Annotated in this window: 18 protein-coding genes; 12 read left to right on the plus strand and 6 right to left on the minus strand. The window is 61.6% G+C overall.

Annotation, left to right across the window (positions count from 1 at the left end; genetic code table 11):
• Positions 1 to 4: 4 nt before the first annotated feature.
• Complete coding sequence (locus tag SB756_RS25985) at positions 5 to 865, minus strand: DUF6279 family lipoprotein (RefSeq protein ID WP_341796506.1); 861 nt, start codon at positions 863 to 865, stop codon at positions 5 to 7.
• Between the two features lie 130 nt (positions 866 to 995).
• Between SB756_RS25985 and SB756_RS25990 the strand changes: the two genes are divergently transcribed.
• Complete coding sequence (locus SB756_RS25990; RefSeq protein WP_341796505.1) at positions 996 to 1832, plus strand: S1 RNA-binding domain-containing protein; 837 nt, start codon at positions 996 to 998, stop codon at positions 1830 to 1832.
• Between the two features lie 5 nt (positions 1833 to 1837).
• Here the strand turns inward: SB756_RS25990 and SB756_RS25995 are convergent, their stop codons facing one another.
• Positions 1838 to 2218, minus strand: coding sequence for a hypothetical protein (locus tag SB756_RS25995; RefSeq protein ID WP_019471036.1), 381 nt, complete (start codon positions 2216 to 2218; stop codon positions 1838 to 1840).
• 253 nt (positions 2219 to 2471) lie between these two features.
• A complete protein-coding gene (locus SB756_RS26000) occupies positions 2472 to 3944 on the minus strand; it encodes a nitrous oxide reductase family maturation protein NosD (protein WP_341796504.1) in 1473 nt (490 codons plus the stop codon).
• 243 nt (positions 3945 to 4187) lie between these two features.
• Between SB756_RS26000 and SB756_RS26005 the strand changes: the two genes are divergently transcribed.
• From SB756_RS26005 to def, 3 genes are all read left to right on the plus strand, one after another.
• Positions 4188 to 4367, plus strand: a complete 180-nt coding sequence (locus SB756_RS26005; protein WP_016498416.1) for a CsbD family protein — start codon at positions 4188 to 4190, stop codon at positions 4365 to 4367.
• 194 nt (positions 4368 to 4561) lie between these two features.
• Positions 4562 to 5521: a YihY/virulence factor BrkB family protein gene (locus SB756_RS26010; protein WP_016498417.1), complete on the plus strand. Its 960-nt coding sequence runs from the start codon at positions 4562 to 4564 to the stop codon at positions 5519 to 5521.
• Positions 5518 to 6054 (plus strand): peptide deformylase, encoded by a 537-nt coding sequence (gene def, locus SB756_RS26015; protein WP_016498418.1) that lies wholly within the window; start codon positions 5518 to 5520, stop codon positions 6052 to 6054. The genes SB756_RS26010 and def overlap by 4 nt, the downstream gene beginning before the upstream one ends.
• Here the strand turns inward: def and SB756_RS26020 are convergent.
• Positions 6009 to 6377, minus strand: a complete 369-nt coding sequence (locus SB756_RS26020; protein WP_341796503.1) for a GNAT family N-acetyltransferase — start codon at positions 6375 to 6377, stop codon at positions 6009 to 6011. The two genes, def and SB756_RS26020, sit on opposite strands and share 46 nt — an antisense overlap.
• Before the next feature lie 356 nt (positions 6378 to 6733).
• Here SB756_RS26020 and SB756_RS26025 point away from each other — a divergent pair, with 356 nt between their 5' ends.
• The 6 genes from SB756_RS26025 (at position 6734) to SB756_RS26050 (ending at position 10425) form a co-directional block, all read left to right on the plus strand.
• Complete coding sequence (locus tag SB756_RS26025; RefSeq protein ID WP_063427321.1) at positions 6734 to 6991, plus strand: DUF2790 domain-containing protein; 258 nt, start codon at positions 6734 to 6736, stop codon at positions 6989 to 6991.
• Positions 6992 to 7378: 387 nt separating this feature from the next.
• The gene (locus SB756_RS26030; RefSeq protein WP_341796502.1) at positions 7379 to 7711 is read left to right on the plus strand and encodes a type II toxin-antitoxin system HicB family antitoxin; all 333 of its coding nucleotides are present in this window, start codon (positions 7379 to 7381) and stop codon (positions 7709 to 7711) included.
• Positions 7712 to 7865: 154 nt separating this feature from the next.
• Complete coding sequence (locus SB756_RS26035; protein ID WP_341796501.1) at positions 7866 to 8291, plus strand: YybH family protein; 426 nt, start codon at positions 7866 to 7868, stop codon at positions 8289 to 8291.
• A 44-nt stretch (positions 8292 to 8335) separates the two neighbouring features.
• Positions 8336 to 8680, plus strand: coding sequence for a YciI family protein (locus SB756_RS26040; RefSeq protein ID WP_341796500.1), 345 nt, complete (start codon positions 8336 to 8338; stop codon positions 8678 to 8680).
• Positions 8681 to 8701: 21 nt separating this feature from the next.
• Positions 8702 to 9187, plus strand: coding sequence for an SRPBCC family protein (locus tag SB756_RS26045; protein ID WP_341796499.1), 486 nt, complete (start codon positions 8702 to 8704; stop codon positions 9185 to 9187).
• Positions 9187 to 10425 carry an RNA polymerase sigma factor gene (locus tag SB756_RS26050; RefSeq protein WP_341796498.1) on the plus strand — a complete coding sequence of 413 codons (1239 nt, stop codon included), beginning with the start codon at positions 9187 to 9189 and terminating at the stop codon, positions 10423 to 10425. The genes SB756_RS26045 and SB756_RS26050 overlap by 1 nt, the downstream gene beginning before the upstream one ends.
• 126 nt (positions 10426 to 10551) lie before the next feature.
• Here SB756_RS26050 and SB756_RS26055 read toward each other — a convergent pair whose 3' ends face one another.
• On the minus strand, positions 10552 to 11022 hold the full coding sequence (locus SB756_RS26055; RefSeq protein ID WP_341796497.1) for a MaoC family dehydratase: 471 nt from the start codon (positions 11020 to 11022) through the stop codon (positions 10552 to 10554).
• A gap of 34 nt (positions 11023 to 11056) precedes the next feature.
• Positions 11057 to 12001 (minus strand): alpha/beta hydrolase, encoded by a 945-nt coding sequence (locus SB756_RS26060; RefSeq protein ID WP_341796496.1) that lies wholly within the window; start codon positions 11999 to 12001, stop codon positions 11057 to 11059.
• 218 nt (positions 12002 to 12219) lie between these two features.
• Here SB756_RS26060 and fadD2 point away from each other — a divergent pair, with 218 nt between their 5' ends.
• Both fadD2 and fadD1 read left to right on the plus strand, forming a co-directional pair.
• Entirely contained in the window at positions 12220 to 13908 is a 1689-nt protein-coding gene (gene fadD2, locus SB756_RS26065) for a long-chain-fatty-acid--CoA ligase FadD2 (protein WP_353455837.1), read from the plus strand.
• Positions 13909 to 14201: 293 nt separating this feature from the next.
• A complete protein-coding gene (gene fadD1, locus SB756_RS26070; protein ID WP_341796494.1) occupies positions 14202 to 15899 on the plus strand; it encodes a long-chain-fatty-acid--CoA ligase FadD1 in 1698 nt (565 codons plus the stop codon).
• Positions 15900 to 15999 lie beyond the last annotated feature (100 nt).

Here is a 15999-nt window from a genome sequence, read left to right on the forward strand (position 1 = left end):
GACTTCAACCCTTCAAACACTTCAATTCACTGAAATCAGTCCGCACCTTACCCAGCTTTTCTTGCAAGAACCGCCGCTGCTGCGGCGTACTCTGCTGCACCAGGTCCACCAGCAAACTGCGCGCCTGTTGTTCGGTGTTTTGAAATGCCGAGCGGTATTCAGGCGTCCACAAACTTTCCTTGCGTTGCAGCAGCGTCGCCAGGCGTGGCTCGAAGCTGGCGTCGTTGCGCTGGTTCATCGCCAGCAACAATTGCTGCTGCCAGTGGGCGCGGTTGGCGATCCATTCGCGGTTCTGGTCGCCCAGCGCTGCGGACCAGGCCTGCACCCGCTGCTTCTGCGCTGCCGTCAATTCGCCAAACCACGGGGTCAGGCGTTTCTCCATGCGCTCGCTACGGCGGGCGATCTGCTTGGGCAGCGGGGTATCCACGTACTTTTTCTGCCGTTCGTTGATGTCCTCGCGGAACGCCTCGCGCATTTCCGCCACCTGGCTGTCGCTCATGCCGCGCAACAGCTCGGTGGCCGACGGGGTGATTTCCTCTGCCACCCGGCCAATCGCCTCACGGGCCTCGCGGGTGCGTTGCTGCAGGGCCTGGTCGGTCACCTGGCCATCGGCGACCATGCCGCGTACCCGGTCCAGCCAGTCGATGTAGCCTGGCAGCTGGGTCTTGCAATGCCAGGCCAGATGTTCGCGCAAGCGGTCGTCGAGCAAGGCTTTTTGCTCGCTGTTCATGTCCAGGTAATCTCCCAGCGACCACGGCACCAGGCGGTCCAGGTTGCGGTAGGCCAGGTCGATGCGGCTGCAGGCGGCCAGGGCCAGGGTTAAGGCGATGGCGATCAGCAGGGCTTTGGGCAGGCGTAGCGGCATGTGCTGTTCCTTCCTCAGTCTGGCCAGATGGTAGACGCAAGGGCGGGCTGGCGGTTCCACCGTATCAGTGGTCGGGCCATCCGGTGGCTTCAGGTGTAGAATAGCCGCCTTGTCTTGAGGATCATCGGAAATGGCTCTGCTTGGGCGTTACAACAGTTTGCAAATCGTGAAGCACGTGGACTTCGGCCTGTACCTGGACGGCGGCGCCGATGGCGAGATCCTGCTGCCGGGGCGCTACATCCCGAAAAACGCCGAAACCGAGGTGGATGACTGGCTTAACGTATTCATCTACCTGGACAGCGAAGACCAGCTGATCGCCACCACCGAGAAGCCCAAGGTGCAGGTGGGTGAGTTTGCCAGCCTCAAGGTCAAGGATATCAACGGTGCCGGCATCTTCCTGGACTGGGGCCTGCCCAAGGACCTGCTGATGCCGTACTCGGAAGAGGCACGGCAGCTGAAAATCGGCGATTACTGCGTGGTACACGTCTACCTCGACAAGCGCACCCGCCGCATCACCGCCACGTCACGCCTGGACCGTTACCTCGACGTCACCCCGGCCGACTACAAAGTCGGGCAACCGGTCGAGTTGCTGGTGGCCGGCGAAACACCGATGGGCTTCAAGGCCATCATCAACAACCGCCACTGGGGCCTGATCCACAAGAACGAGGTGTTCAAGTTCCTGCGTTCGGGCATGCACGAGAAGGGCTTCATCAAGGAAGTGCGCCACGACGGCAAGATTGCCCTGAGCCTGCAACCGGTGGGTGCGGCCCTGGCCGACAGCCTGCAAGAGCAGATCATGGCGCGCCTGGAGGCTGAAGGTGGGGTGTTGGGCGTGTGCGACAAGAGCGACCCGGCCCTGATCAGCAAGCTGTTCAACGTCAGCAAGGGCAACTTCAAGAAGGCTATTGGCGCGTTGTTCAAGCAGGGCCTGATCGTCATCCATGACGATCGTATCGAAAGGGCCTGACCGCCTTACGCCTGTACGAAGTTGCGGAAGTCCAGCTGCTCGCCACCCGGACGGGTGTCGCGCAGCAGCGAGTCGCGGTCGGCGCTGAGGGCCAGGCTGATGGTGGAGCGGCGCTTGCCGGGCTTGCGCACTTCCATCTGCTCCAGATGAGCCTTGAGGAAGTTGGTGGGCACTTTCAGGTGCTGCAGCTCATCGCTTTCTGGCGTGTGCAGCAGCAGGTTGACCCAGTCGGCCTGGCCCTTGCCCAGCAGCTTCACGGGCACTTCGAACCACCACAGGTTGCGTTTGTTGTCCAGGATGGCGAACAGGGTGTTGCTGCTGTTCAGCACCGGCTTGGCCAATGCTTCGTTGCGCCGGGCGATGGCGGCGGGTTTGTCGAGTTTCATGCAGGTTCCTGCGGGTTGACGCTATGAAGGCCTGCATTGTGAGGGGTGGCACGGGGCGGGGCAAGGTTTGATGAAGACCTTTGCGTTGGGGCTGACGCGGTCAGTGTAGGAGCGGCCTTGTGCCGCGAAAGGGCCGCGAAGCGGCCCCGGCAATATCGGCTTTGTTGCTAGAACCTTGGGGCTGCTTTGCAGCCCCTTCGCGGCACAAGGCCGCTCCTACAACGGCCGTATTAACCGATGAGGGTCGGTGTTGTTAGCGCCGAACCGGCAGGCTCAACTGGGAGGTTGCCCCATCGGCAGTGGTCACGGTCGCGGTAAAGCTGCGCAACCCGCCGATGTTCTCCAGCACTTGTGCGAACCGCGCTTGCCCCTGTTTGTCGCTGTTCACCAGCACCTCCCCGAGGTACTGCTCCGCCTCGGTGCCATCCGCCTCGGCATTGCCAAAGAACTCCACCCGCAGCAGGCTCGACACCGGCCCCTGCACTTCACCGCGCAACACATTGCCTTCCAGCGCAAGCAGCCGTGGCGCCTGCTGGTTATGATTGGGCAGCGGCTGGCAAGGTTTGGGCTCGCCTTTGGCGTCGCAGATGATCGCCTGGTCTTTCTTCGGCAAGTCGGCGCCCACCCCGCGCGAACCTACATACAGCGCATGGGCCTGCGCAGGCACGCCAAACACGATGGCGCCGGTGCGTTGGCCCGGCACGCACGAACCGCCCGCTTCACAGCGGCGGATATCCTGGCTGTTACCCCAGATGCGGTTGCCGCTCAGGCGCGTGGCGGTAGCATCCGGTTCCGGGCGCAGTGCAACGCCGATGCGGTTGCCGTGGATCAGGTTGCCGTCGAGGATGTTGCCCTCGCCGGTGACGCTGACGCCGATCGAGTTGCCGCTGAAGGTGTTGGCCGCCAGGTAGTTGCGCTTGCCCCAGTTGATCTGCAGGCCGTCGGAATAGTTTTCGAAGCGGTTACGCACCACGCTGTTGTCATTGCCCAACAGAATCTCGATACCCTGCGAGGGTTCGGGGTTGGCTGCAGTGGAGCGGAACAGGTTGTCGGCCACCAGGTTGAATGCCGCGCCGCGGGTCAGTTCCAGGCCATCGCCATTGTCGATCAGCTGGTTGCGCAGCACCTTGTTGTTGTTCGTGGTGGTAGCGGTGGGGTTACCCGCGCCGTCGTCACCGGTCAGCATGATGCCCGCGCCGCCTTTGTTGGCGACGATGCGGTTGTCTTCGATCACGTTGCCACTGGCGCGGTTGACCAGGATACCGATGCAGAAGTTGCGCACTTCCAGGCCGCTCAGGTGCACGCCCTGGGTGTCGCGTAGTACCAGCCCGGGGTTGGTGGTGGTGCGCACGTTGGTGCCGAACTGGCCGGGCAGGGCGCCGGGGCAGGTGCGTACCCCCTGGTCCTTGATGTAGGCCGAACCGTCGATAGCGATGTATTGGCCATCGAGTGCCCAAGGCAGGCCGGTGATGCGCACCGGGCCCTTGATTTCCGGCAGCGCACGGCTGGGGCGGATAACGTAGGGCGGCTTGCCGACGGCGGCGATGTCGATGCTGTAGTGGCCGGGGTTCTGGTTACTGGTTTCGATGGCCCAGCGCAGCGAGCCGGGCTGGTCGTCGTCAGCGTAGCGCTCGACACGCAGGGTTTCGGGGTTGGCCGGTGCGGCGGCCAAGGCGGGCAGGGGGAGCAGTGGCAGCAAGGCCACCAGCGCAGGCATCAGACGCATGGGTGCGGGTATCCGGAAAACATTGTTTTTATCGAGTGTCAGCCTGCTCTGGGCGGACGTTTGCGGGGATTCTAGGGCAGCTGTGCCGGCTGAGTAGGTGCGCCGGGGTGATTTGGTGCGGTATTCGCCCGCAGTTTTACCGCTCGGCTTGTGGCTGGAAAATCCGTTGAAACTCCCGGCGAGGGTGGTGGGTCCACCTTCTGTCGACACGGTTCACGTGTCTCCATTTGCAGGAGTTTTGCCATGAGCGGTACTAAAGACAAAGCCAAAGGTCTGGCCAACGAAGCAATCGGCAACGTGAAACAGGGTGTTGGCAAGGTGACCGACAACGACAAGCTGCGCGCCGAAGGTAAGGCGCAGGAGCTTAAAGGCGAGGCGCAGCAGGTCAAGGGCGATGTAAAGGACGCAGTGAAGAAGCCTTGATTTGAGGCAACCTGAACCGGCCTCTTCGCGGGCACGCCCGCTCCCACATGTACGTATCTGTGGGAGCGGGCGTGCTCGCGAAGAGGCTGATACAGGCTTACACAATTTTTGATGCATTGGCCGGGAGCAGCACAGCAGCGGTATGGTCTATTAGACTTGTCTGTTGAATCGATCGAGCGGCGAAAGGAGACGCTATGATTTTTTCCGCCCTGCAGGGCCTGCCCTTGCACCGCGTGCTGGTTCGTACCGTCAAGGAATTTCTTGATGACGAGATGTCCACCTACGCCTCCGCGCTGGCTTACCAGGCGCTGTTCTCGCTGTTCCCTTTCTTGCTGTTCCTCATTGCCCTGATTGGTTTCCTGCATTTGCCGGACTTCTTTTCGTGGCTGCGCCTGCAATCGGAACTGGTGCTGCCGCCTCAGGCACTGGAACAGGTCAACCCGGTGATCGATCAGTTGCAGCAGTCCAAGGGCGGGCTGTTGTCGGTGGGTATCGTGATTGCCTTGTGGACCGCGTCGGCTGGCGTGCGCCTGATGATGAGCGCGATGAACGCTGCTTACGATGTGCCCGAAGGCCGCCCGGTGTGGAAGCGTATCCCGCTTTCCATTTTCTACACCATCGGCCTGGCTGGCATGCTGTTGGCGGCCGCAGCGCTGATGGTGCTGGGCCCGCAGGTGATGGAATGGATCGCCGCCCAGATCGGCATGCAGGAGTTCATTGTCACGCTTTGGACCATTCTGCGCTGGCCGGTGATCATCATATTGCTGATGGTGGCGGTGGCCCTTATCTACTACGTGATGCCTGACGTAAAACAGAAGTTTCGCTTCATCACCCCCGGCTCGGTGCTGGCGGTGGTGGTGTGGATCGTGGCGTCACTGGGCTTTGCCTATTACGTGAAAACCTTCGCCGACTACAACGCCATGTACGGCAGTATTGGTGCAATCATCGTGCTGTTGCTGTATTTCTATATTTCCGCCGCCGTGTTGCTGCTGGGCGCGGAGATGAATGCGGTGATCGAGCACATGTCGAGCGAGGGCAAGAACCCTGGCGAGAAGGATTTCGAAGGGCACAAGGCCCCGGAAACCATCACCGTGCTGGGCCATGAACACCCGCAACCGAGCCAGCACCAACCTTCCGAGCCGAACCCCAGATGATCCGTGACATTTTAAAGATGGGCGACGAACGCCTGCTGCGTATCGCCCCGCCAGTACCCGAGCACATGCTCGGCACTGCCGAACTGCAGCAACTGATCGACGACATGTTCGAAACCATGCGCCATGTGGGCGGCGTAGGCCTGGCCGCGCCACAGATTGGTATCGACCTGCAGTTGGTGATTTTCGGCTTCGAGCGCAGCGAGCGCTACCCGGATGCCGAAGCGGTGCCGCAGACCATTTTGATCAACCCGGTCATCACGCCGATGTCCACTGAAGTGGAGGACGGCTGGGAAGGTTGCCTGTCGGTACCGGGCCTGCGGGGTGTGGTGCCACGCTTCAAGCATATCTGCTACGAAGGGGTCGACCCCCAGGGCAGCCCGATCAACCGCTTTGCCGACGGCTTCCATGCGCGGGTGGTGCAGCATGAGTGCGACCACCTGATCGGCCGGCTGTACCCGTCGCGTATCCAGGACTTTGCCAAGTTCGGCTACACCGAGGTGCTGTTCCCCGGGCTTGAGCTCAGCGACGACTGATCCCGCTGCAGGGCTACCAGGCGTTTGCTGCGCTGGTAGCGCTGCAGGCGGCTGGCCAGGGTTTCGGGTAGTTGCACGGCCATGTGGAAACCCAGGCGCTCATAGAACGGCACCAGGTCCGGGTGGCAGAACAGCCAGGTGGGTCCCTTTTCCTGTTCCAGCGCCGCCTCGATCAATTGCCCGGCCACCCCTTGGCCGCGCTGCTGCGGGTCGACGAACAGTCCCGTCAACCAAAAGCCTTCACCCACCCCACTCAGGCTCAAGCCTGCAACGATGCCCGGGGCCCTTGCCACCCACAGTTCAGCGTCGCCCGCAGCACGCATGCGCGAGCCGTGTTGGCGGTAAAAGTGGTCTAGCAGCCGGCGTTCTGTGGCCGAGAGTGTCGAGCAGTGAATATTTTTTAATGAGATGGCGGGTCCTGCCCTTAAAGCTCGCCAAGGCTCTGGCGTGAGATTTTGCGGCCAATTTGACGCAGATTGTTGCAAATACGGCAAGGGTGAATATCCGACTTCAGGGTTCAACTATTGCGAACCGGGAGTAGAATTTTACTCATCCCCCCTGGCAGTACGAAGCGGGATCGGTACTTCGTGCCATCTTCACCGTAGATGGCAACTTCTCCGCGCCATTGACGGCATTAGAAGTCAATCGATCAGCTTGAATGCTCAAAAGGCAAACCCACATGAAACCATTACTGATTCTTGCATTGGTCGGTATGTCCTCGTTCGCCCTTGCCGACGAGGCCCAACCTGTCTCCAGCCAGCCAGTGGCCCAGCAGTACGACTACACCATGAACCTGGACATCAAACGGGTGATCAACCTCTCGACCATCCCCAATGTCTGCGAAGTGGTGCCTGCGACCATGACCTACGAAGACCACCAGGGCCAGGTGCACACCATCCAGTACCGCGCCATGGGTGAGGGTTGTCAGCAGGGTTGATCGGGCCTTGTCAAAGATTGATGGCTCTCTTGCTTCCCCAGGCTAGAGGGCCATCAGCGGTCTTACAGCTCGGCAATGTAAAATCCTGAATGAATATCGAGGAAAAAGTGCTATCTTAATTTGATAGCATTTTTCGATGAACACTCGATACCGCAAAATTCTCGACGCAATTTTCCGAACGCCGACCACGGCGTCGTTGGCTTTTTCCGAAATTGAGGCATTGATACTCCATCTCGGTGGCCAGGTGCAGGAGCGGCAAGGCTCAAGGGTCAAGCTGCTGCTTGGTGAGCACTGCTGGAGGTGTCACCGGCCTCATCCAGTTAAAGAAGCCAAGCGGTATCAGATTGAAGAAGCTCGCGAATTTCTATTACGGGCAGGGGTCAGGACATGAGTTGCATGCGCTACAAAGGCTACGCCGCTCGTATCGAGTACGACGAGCGTGATGACATTTTCGTCGGCCGTGTGCTCGGTATGCGAGACATCATCAGTTTTCACGCAAGGTCGGTGCCCGAATTGCATGAAGCGTTCCGCGATGCACTGGAGGATTACCTGGCCGATTGTGTAGAGCAGGGCATTACTCCGGAGAAGCCTGCTTCGGGTAAGGTCATGCTGAGAATTCGGCCTGAGGTTCATGCTGCGGCGAGTGTCGCTGCCCGTGCTGCCGGTAAAAGCCTGAATCAGTGGGCTGATGAGGTATTTGAACAAGCCGCGATGGCCTGAGCCACGCTGCTCTAACGCAGCGCATAGGTAATATCCTGCCGTCACTGAACAGAATAGTTACCAAGGCCTGTCGATTCCTCCGTTCTCCGTTCGACCATAGGTGAAGGCACGCCGCACTGCGTGTCAAAACCTACGTACTGTCGGAGGAACCCCGATGATCACCGCAGCCGAAACCGAGATCCGCCAACTGATCGAGCGCTGGATGCAGGCCGTGCGCGATCGTGACATCCCCAACATCACCGCCCCCTATGCCGATGACATCGTTGCCTTCGATGCCATCCAGGCCCTGCAATTCAAAGGCAAGGCCGCCTACACGGCGCACTGGGAAATGTGCATGGGCATGTGCACCGGCCCCATGGTCTTCGAACTGGCCGAACTCACCGTACATGCCGCAGGCGACCTGGCCCTGGCCCACTGGCTGAACCGCTGCGGCCCGGGCGACGACGAAAGCCAGTGCGGCTTCATGCGCGCCACCGTGGGCTATCGTCGGAAAGGTGACCAGTGGCAGGTGATCCACGAGCACTGGTCGGCGCCTTTCGACATGGAAACGCAAAAAGCCCTGTTCGATCTCAAGCCCTGAGCCGTTATCGCCAAACGCACTTTGCCGATGCCCTGGAGGCGACCATGAAATACCTGTGCCTGGTCTATTGTGACGAGGGGCTGCTGCATAGCCTGCCCGACAGCCCGGAAGACGCCGAATGCATGGCCTACGCCGAAGCCGTACAGGGCTCTGGGCGAATGCTGGCGGCCGAGGCGCTCAAGCCTGTGCAAACCGCCACCACGGTGCGCGTGCGTAACGGGCACATGAGCCTGACCGACGGCCCGTTTGCCGAAACCAAGGAGCAACTCGCCGGCTTTTACCTGGTGGAGGCCCGCGACCTGAACGAAGCGCTGAACATCGCCAAGGGCATCCCGGCGGCACGGGTCGGCAGTGTCGAGGTGCGACCGGTGCGCGAACTGCAACCCTGACAGCTACGGAGAACCATCAGCATGAGCCTTGCACACCCCGCGCAAGCACAACACGAGTTGTCCATCAGCCGCCTGATCGACGCACCGCCGGCCAAGGTATTTCGCGCCTGGACCGAACCCCAGTGGCTGATGCAGTGGTGGGGGCCGCACGGCATGACCACCCCGGAGTGCGAGATGCAGTTGTGGGTTGGGGGGGTATTCCGCACCCTGATGCGGGCGCCGGATGGTAGTGAATACCCGACCCAGGGCGTGTTTCTGGAAATTGTCGCGCCGCGCCGGCTGGTGTTCACCGATGCCTTTGGCCCCGGTTGGGTGCCGTCGGACAAGGCCTTCATGACCGCCGTCATCAGCTTTGACGAGGAGCAGGGTAAAACCCGCTATACCGCCCGCGCCTGGCACTGGAATGCCGCTGATTGCCTGGCCCATGAGGAAATGGGCTTCTACCAGGGCTGGGGAGAAAGCCTGGACCGCCTGGTGGAGGTGGTGACCCAGCGGATGCCCGACTGATGACGGCACTGGCGCAGGTGCGTGCCGAAGTCGAGGCCGTGTACCGGCGGGATTCGCGACGCATCCTGGCGACGTTGATCCGCCTGCTGGGTGATTTCGACCTGGCAGAGGAGGCCATGCATGATGCCTTCTTCATCGCCGTCGAGCGCTGGCAGCGCGATGGTATCCCCGATAGCCCACGGGCCTGGCTGGTTTCCACCGGGCGTTTCAAGGCCATCGATGCGCTGCGCCGACGGGCCCGTTTCGACCGCTCTCAGGCAGACCTGAGCATGCTGCTCGACGGCCAGGCACACGACCCCAGTGAAGAAGAGTTGTTGGCGGATGACCGCTTGCGGCTGATCTTCACCTGCTGCCACCCGGCGCTGTCGGCCGATGCCCAGGTGCCGCTGACCCTGCGCGAAGTCTGCGACCTGACCACCGAGCAGATTGCTCGCGCCTTCCTGCAAAGCCCCGCCACCATCGCCCAGCGCATTGTCCGCGCCAAAGCCAAGATCCGCGACGCCGGCATCCCGTACCAGGTGCCGGAACTGAACGAGCTGCCCGAGCGCCTGGAGAGCGTGTTGCGGGTGATCTACCTGGTATTCAACGAAGGCTATTCGGCGTCCTCGGGCGAGTCACTGCTGCTGCAGGAACTGAGCGATGAAGCCATTCGCCTGGCGCGGCTGCTGGTGCAATTGTTGCCTGATGCGGAGGCGATCGGCCTGCTGGCATTGATGCTGCTGCAGGCGTCCCGGCAGCAGGCGCGAACCGATGCCCAGGGCAACCTGGTGGTGCTGGAACAGCAGGACCGCAGCCTGTGGGACCGGCAACGCATTGACGAGGGCTGCGAGCTGGTGCGCCAGGCCCTGCAAAGCCGGGCATTTGGCGCCTACACCGTACAGGCGGCGATCGCTGCGGTGCACGCTGAAGCAGCTACGGCACAAGAGACTGACTGGACGGAGATTGTCGGGCTGTACGACGTGTTGCAGCGGCACTGGCCGTCAGCGGTGGTGGAGCTGAACCGGGCGGTGGCGCTGGCGAAGCGGGACGGGCCGGAAGTTGGCCTGCGGGAGGTCGAAGGGATTCTGGCGCGCGGTGAGCTGCTGGACTATCACCTGGCGCATGCGGCGCGGGCCGAGCTGCATTATCAGCTGGGGCAGGTGGAGGAGGCGCGTGCGGCGTGGCGGCAGGCGCTGGCGCTGACCCGGCAGGCGCCGGAGCGGCGGCATATCGAACAGCGGTTACAGGCGCTTGAATGAGGGTGGCGGTACCGGCCCTATCGCCGGCAAGCCAGCTCCCACGGGATCACCACAATGTTCAGGCCTATGGTGATCCTGTGGGAGCTGGCTTGCCGGCGACAGAGCCGGAACTGGCTAATTCGGTTTTCAGCTAGCCACGAAATTCGGCGGCGACACCAGCTCGACTGTCTGCTGCTTGCGCGGCGCCAGGATCTCGGCCTCACCCTGCACCACCAGCTCATCGTTCTGGTTGTACACATTGGTGGCGATGCGCACCTTGAACTTGGGCAGCTTCTCGAGAATCTCCAGGCGCACGGTCAGGGTGTCGCCAATTTTCACTGGCTTCTGGAAGCTCATCTGCTGGCCCAGGTAGATGGTGCCAGGGCCAGGCAGGGTGCAGGCCACTGCAGCACTGATCAGCGCGCCGCTGAACATGCCATGGGCAATACGCTCGCGGAACATGCTCTTGGCGGCAAACTCGGCATCCAGGTGAACCGGGTTGTGGTCACCAGACATTGCAGCGAACAGCTGGATGTCGCGTTCTTCAACGGACTTCGTGTACTCGGCCGTCTGGCCAACTTCGAGGGCTTCGTAAGGCGTGTTGGTGACCTGGGACATCGGTGCTTCCTTAAGCGTTGGGCGAGGGCGGCTATCATTCACTGCGCGCAGGGCGGCCAAGGGCCAGCGCCTGATCAAGCCAGCCGAGAATATCGGCGGTGACCTCGTCACGGTTGGTTTCGTTGAGTACTTCGTGCCGCGCCTCAGGGTAGACGCGCAGCTGTACATGTCGATTGCCGGTCGCGCGCAGAGCGTCGGCCAGATGGGTGAGACGCTTGCCGGCACTGACCGGATCACATTCACCACCGATTACCAGCATGGGCAGGTTCGGATCGATCTGCGCGAGGTTACTCGGCTGGCTGATTTGCGCCAAGCCTTGCAGCAGGTCGAGCCACAGTTGGTTGCTGCAGCGAAAGCCGCACAACGGGTCGCTGACGTACAGGTCGACCTCGGCCGGGTCGCGGCTAAGCCAGTCGAACGCCGTGCGGTTGGGCTTGAACGCTTTGTTGAACGAACCGAACGACAACCATTCGATCAGCGCACTCTTGCCCTGCGGCCCCTGGCGCCAGGCCTCCAGCCTGGCAATCAGCCGCGCCACGCGGTACAGCGCCGCCGGTTGGTAGTTGGAGCCACTGAGAATCGCCCCGTGCAGGCTGGCGCTGTGGTGCAGCAGGTAAGCCTGGGCGATGTAGCTGCCCATGCTGTGGCCGAACAGAAACAGCGGTGTGCCCGGGTACTGCTGGCCGATGTGCTGGGCCAGCAGCCCAAGGTCGTTGACTACGGCATTCCAGCCATGATGGCGGGCGAACAGGCCGAGGCTGCCCAGCTCGGCGGTGCGCCCGTGGCCGCGCTGGTCGGCAGCGAACAGGGCAAAGCCGGCCTCGCTCAGGGCATGCCCCAGACGCAGGTAGCGCCCGGCATGCTCGGCCATGCCGTGGGCCAGCAGCACCACGGCTTTTACCGGTGTGGCCGGCAGCCATTGGTGCACGTACAGGCTGCAGTGCTCGCTGGCGGGTAGCCAGAAGGCGTCGTGGGGCATGGCGGGTCCTTGTGCGCACAGGTACCCGAACAGTGTATGCACAACCGGCCGGATTGCAGGAAGGGCACAAATAAGATTCACAATGTTAATGGCGGCACTTGGCGTATATGCCGCCTTGGGCTTACCTGCTAACGTCGGATCAACGCCTTTTCGCCAGCAGGCGATCAGGTAAAGGACTAAAGGACGCAGTGCAGGTCCAGGCAGAGGAACAATAATAAATGCAAGCCGACTTCTGGAATGACAAGCGCCCGGCGGGCGTGCCTTCCACCATCGACATCAATGCCTACACCTCGGTCGTCGAGGTGTTCGAGCGCTCCTGCAAGCGCTTTGCCGACCGCCCGGCGTTCAGCAACCTGGGCGTGACCCTGACCTACGCGGAGCTGGAGCGACATTCGGCAGCCTTTGCTGCCTGGTTGCAGCAGCACACCGACCTCAAGCCGGGCGACCGCATCGCGGTGCAGATGCCCAACGTGCTGCAATACCCGATCGCCGTCTTCGGTGCCATGCGCGCCGGCTTGATCGTGGTCAACACCAACCCGCTGTACACCGAGCGCGAAATGCGCCACCAGTTCAAGGACAGTGGCGCACGTGCGCTGGTGTACCTGAACATGTTCGGCAAGCGTGTGCAGGAGGTGCTGCCCGATACCGGCATCGAGTACCTGATCGAGGCGAAGATGGGCGACCTGTTGCCCGCCGCCAAGGGCTGGCTGATCAACACCGTGGTCGACAAGCTGAAGAAGATGGTACCGGCCTACCAGCTGCCTCAGGCGATAGCGTTCAAGCAGGTGCTGCGCCAGGGTCGCGAGCAGTCGCCCAAACCGGTGCCGTTGAGCCTGGACGACATTGCCGTGCTGCAGTACACAGGCGGCACCACTGGCCTGGCCAAGGGCGCCATGCTCACCCACGGCAACCTGGTGGCCAACATGTTGCAGGTGCTAGCCTGCTTCTCGCAGCACGGCCCCGACGGGCAGAAGCTGCTCAAGGACGGCCAGGAGGTGATGATCGCGCCGCTGCCGCTGTACCACATCTATGCCTTCACCGCGAACTGCATGTGCATGATGGTCACCGGCAACCACAACGTCCTGATCACCAACCCACGTGACATCCCCGGCTTCATCAAGGAGCTGGGCAAGTGGCGTTTCTCGGCGCTGTTGGGGCTGAACACCCTGTTTGTCGCGCTGATGGACCACCCGGGTTTCCGCCAGCTGGATTTCTCGGCGCTGAAGGTCACCAACTCCGGCGGCACGGCGCTGGTCAAGGCCACTGCCGAACGCTGGGAGGCCCTTACCGGGTGCCGCATTGTCGAAGGCTACGGCCTGACAGAAACCTCGCCGGTGGCCAGCACCAACCCCTATGGCCAGCTGGCGCGCCTGGGCACCGTGGGCATCCCGGTGGCGGGTACCGCGTTCAAGGTTATCGACGATGACGGCAACGAATTGCCGCTGGGCGAGCGGGGCGAGTTGTGCATCAAGGGCCCGCAGGTGATGAAGGGTTACTGGCAGCAGCCTGAGGCCACTGCTCAAGCACTGGATGCGGACGGCTGGTTCAAGACCGGGGATATCGCGGTGATCGACCCGGACGGTTTCACCCGCATCGTCGACCGCAAGAAGGACATGATTATCGTCTCGGGCTTCAACGTGTACCCCAACGAGATCGAGGACGTGGTGATGGGCCACCCCAAGGTTGCCAACTGTGCAGCCATCGGCGTGCCGGACGAGCGCTCAGGCGAGGCGGTGAAGCTGTTTGTGGTGCCGCGCGAGGGCGGGGTGAGCGTGGATGAGCTCAAGGCCTACTGCAAAGCCAACTTCACCGGCTACAAGGTACCCAAGCACATCGTGCTGCGTGATTCGTTGCCGATGACGCCGGTTGGCAAGATCCTGCGGCGGGAGTTGCGCGATATAGCGTGATACCGGGATGGCTTCGCGGGCTTGCCCGCGAATGCTTCAAAACCGCTCTAACAGGATGATTACAGCCTGATCTGCGACATTTTGGTTAAAAACTCTAAAAATGACCTGTATTGTTCATTGAGTCATTTTTGTGACTGCAAGGCCTGTTTTGGCCTCTAGGCGACCCCAGGCAAAGCTGTTACTCTCGGCCCGCTTTCAGACGATCCGGTTTGCAACGAACCGCCGTCTCATATCAATAATAAGCGCATCGACGCGCCAATCGAACTTCGCTGTTGCTGAAGGAGTGGGCTTCCATGATCGAAAATTTTTGGAAGGATAAGTACCCAGCCGGGATTACGGCGGAAATCAATCCTGACGAATTCCCCAATATCCAGGCAGTACTCAAGCAATCCTGCCAACGCTTTGCCGACAAACCGGCCTTTAGCAACCTGGGCAAGACTATCACTTATGGCGAGCTGTATGCGCTGTCGGGGGCGTTTGCCGCCTGGCTGCAGCAGCATACCGACCTCAAGCCCGGTGACCGCATTGCCGTGCAACTGCCCAATGTCCTGCAATACCCGGTCGCGGTCTTCGGTGCCATGCGTGCCGGGTTGATCGTGGTCAACACCAACCCGCTGTATACCGCGCGGGAGATGGAACACCAGTTCAACGACTCCGGCGCCAAGGCCCTGGTGTGCCTGGCGAACATGGCCCACCTGGCCGAGAAGGTAATACCCAAGACACAGGTCAGGCACGTCATCGTCACCGAAGTGGCCGACCTGCTGCCGCCGCTCAAACGCCTGCTGATCAATAGCGTGATCAAGTACGTGAAGAAGATGGTGCCGGCCTACAGCCTGCCGCAGGCCGTGCGCTTCAACGACGCCCTGGCCCTGGGCAAGGGCCAGCCGGTGACCGAGGCCAACCCGCAGGCCAACGACGTGGCCGTGCTGCAGTACACCGGTGGCACCACCGGCGTGGCCAAGGGCGCCATGCTGACCCACCGCAACCTGGTGGCCAACATGCTGCAGTGCCGTGCACTGATGGGCTCGAACCTGCATGAAGGCTGCGAAATCCTCATCACCCCGCTGCCGCTGTACCACATCTACGCCTTCACCTTCCATTGCATGGCCATGATGCTGATCGGCAACCACAACGTGCTTATCAGCAACCCGCGTGACCTGCCGGCCATGGTCAAGGAACTGGGCAAGTGGAAGTTCAGCGGCTTTGTCGGCCTCAACACCCTGTTCGTTGCCCTGTGCAACAACGAGGCGTTCCGTGCGCTGGACTTCTCGTCGTTGAAAATCACCCTGTCGGGCGGCATGGCCCTGCAATTGAGCGTGGCCGAGCGCTGGAAGGCCGTTACAGGCTGCGCCATATGCGAAGGGTACGGTATGACCGAAACCAGTCCGGTGGCAGCGGTGAACCCGGCAGAAGCGAACCAGGTGGGTACCATTGGCATTCCGGTGCCATCGACCTTGTGCAAGATCATCGACGACGCCGGCAACGAGCTACCGCTGGGCGAGGTGGGCGAGTTGTGCGTCAAGGGCCCGCAGGTGATGAAGGGCTACTGGCAGCGCGAAGACGCCACCGCCGAGATCCTCGACAGCGAAGGCTGGTTGAAGACCGGCGATATCGCCCTGATCCAGGCCGACGGTTACATGCGCATCGTAGACCGCAAGAAGGACATGATCCTGGTCTCGGGCTTCAACGTGTACCCCAACGAGCTGGAAGACGTGTTGGCGGCCTTGCCAGGTGTGCTGCAGTGCGCAGCCATTGGTGTGCCGGACGAGAAATCGGGTGAAGTGATCAAGGTGTTCATCGTGGTCAAGCCGGGCATGACCGTGACCAAAGAGCAGGTGATGGAGCACATGCGTGCCAACGTTACCGGCTACAAGGTACCGCGCCTGATCGAGTTCCGCGATTCGCTACCGACCACCAACGTGGGCAAGATCCTGCGCCGCGAGCTGCGCGATGAAGAGCTCAAGAAGCAGGGCTTGAAGAAGATCGCCTGACGCCCCGCCAGCGCGGCCCTTGTAGGAGCAGCCTTGTGCTGCGAAAGGGCCGCGAAGCGGCCCCGGCAATTTCAGCAACACCACTGAAAACCTGGGGCCG

Source organism: Pseudomonas sp. SIMBA_068 (assembly GCF_046534705.1).
Taxonomy (GTDB): Bacteria; Pseudomonadota; Gammaproteobacteria; order Pseudomonadales; family Pseudomonadaceae; genus Aquipseudomonas; species Aquipseudomonas putida.

Excerpts from the sequence above, each read along its gene's own strand:
- SB756_RS25985 (WP_341796506.1), bottom strand. The coding sequence starts at position 865 with ATGCCGCTACGCCTGCCCAAAGCCCTGCTGATCGCCATCGCCTTAACC.
- SB756_RS25990 (WP_341796505.1), top strand. The coding sequence starts at position 996 with ATGGCTCTGCTTGGGCGTTACAACAGTTTGCAAATCGTGAAGCACGTG.
- SB756_RS25995 (WP_019471036.1), bottom strand. The coding sequence starts at position 2,218 with ATGAAACTCGACAAACCCGCCGCCATCGCCCGGCGCAACGAAGCATTG.
- SB756_RS26000 (WP_341796504.1), bottom strand. The coding sequence starts at position 3,944 with ATGCGTCTGATGCCTGCGCTGGTGGCCTTGCTGCCACTGCTCCCCCTG.
- SB756_RS26005 (WP_016498416.1), top strand. The coding sequence starts at position 4,188 with ATGAGCGGTACTAAAGACAAAGCCAAAGGTCTGGCCAACGAAGCAATC.
- SB756_RS26010 (WP_016498417.1), top strand. The coding sequence starts at position 4,562 with ATGATTTTTTCCGCCCTGCAGGGCCTGCCCTTGCACCGCGTGCTGGTT.
- def (WP_016498418.1), top strand. The coding sequence starts at position 5,518 with ATGATCCGTGACATTTTAAAGATGGGCGACGAACGCCTGCTGCGTATC.
- SB756_RS26020 (WP_341796503.1), bottom strand. The coding sequence starts at position 6,377 with ATGCGTGCTGCGGGCGACGCTGAACTGTGGGTGGCAAGGGCCCCGGGC.
- SB756_RS26025 (WP_063427321.1), top strand. The coding sequence starts at position 6,734 with ATGAAACCATTACTGATTCTTGCATTGGTCGGTATGTCCTCGTTCGCC.
- SB756_RS26030 (WP_341796502.1), top strand. The coding sequence starts at position 7,379 with ATGAGTTGCATGCGCTACAAAGGCTACGCCGCTCGTATCGAGTACGAC.
- SB756_RS26035 (WP_341796501.1), top strand. The coding sequence starts at position 7,866 with ATGATCACCGCAGCCGAAACCGAGATCCGCCAACTGATCGAGCGCTGG.
- SB756_RS26040 (WP_341796500.1), top strand. The coding sequence starts at position 8,336 with ATGAAATACCTGTGCCTGGTCTATTGTGACGAGGGGCTGCTGCATAGC.
- SB756_RS26045 (WP_341796499.1), top strand. The coding sequence starts at position 8,702 with ATGAGCCTTGCACACCCCGCGCAAGCACAACACGAGTTGTCCATCAGC.
- SB756_RS26050 (WP_341796498.1), top strand. The coding sequence starts at position 9,187 with ATGACGGCACTGGCGCAGGTGCGTGCCGAAGTCGAGGCCGTGTACCGG.
- SB756_RS26055 (WP_341796497.1), bottom strand. The coding sequence starts at position 11,022 with ATGTCCCAGGTCACCAACACGCCTTACGAAGCCCTCGAAGTTGGCCAG.
- SB756_RS26060 (WP_341796496.1), bottom strand. The coding sequence starts at position 12,001 with ATGCCCCACGACGCCTTCTGGCTACCCGCCAGCGAGCACTGCAGCCTG.
- fadD2 (WP_353455837.1), top strand. The coding sequence starts at position 12,220 with ATGCAAGCCGACTTCTGGAATGACAAGCGCCCGGCGGGCGTGCCTTCC.
- fadD1 (WP_341796494.1), top strand. The coding sequence starts at position 14,202 with ATGATCGAAAATTTTTGGAAGGATAAGTACCCAGCCGGGATTACGGCG.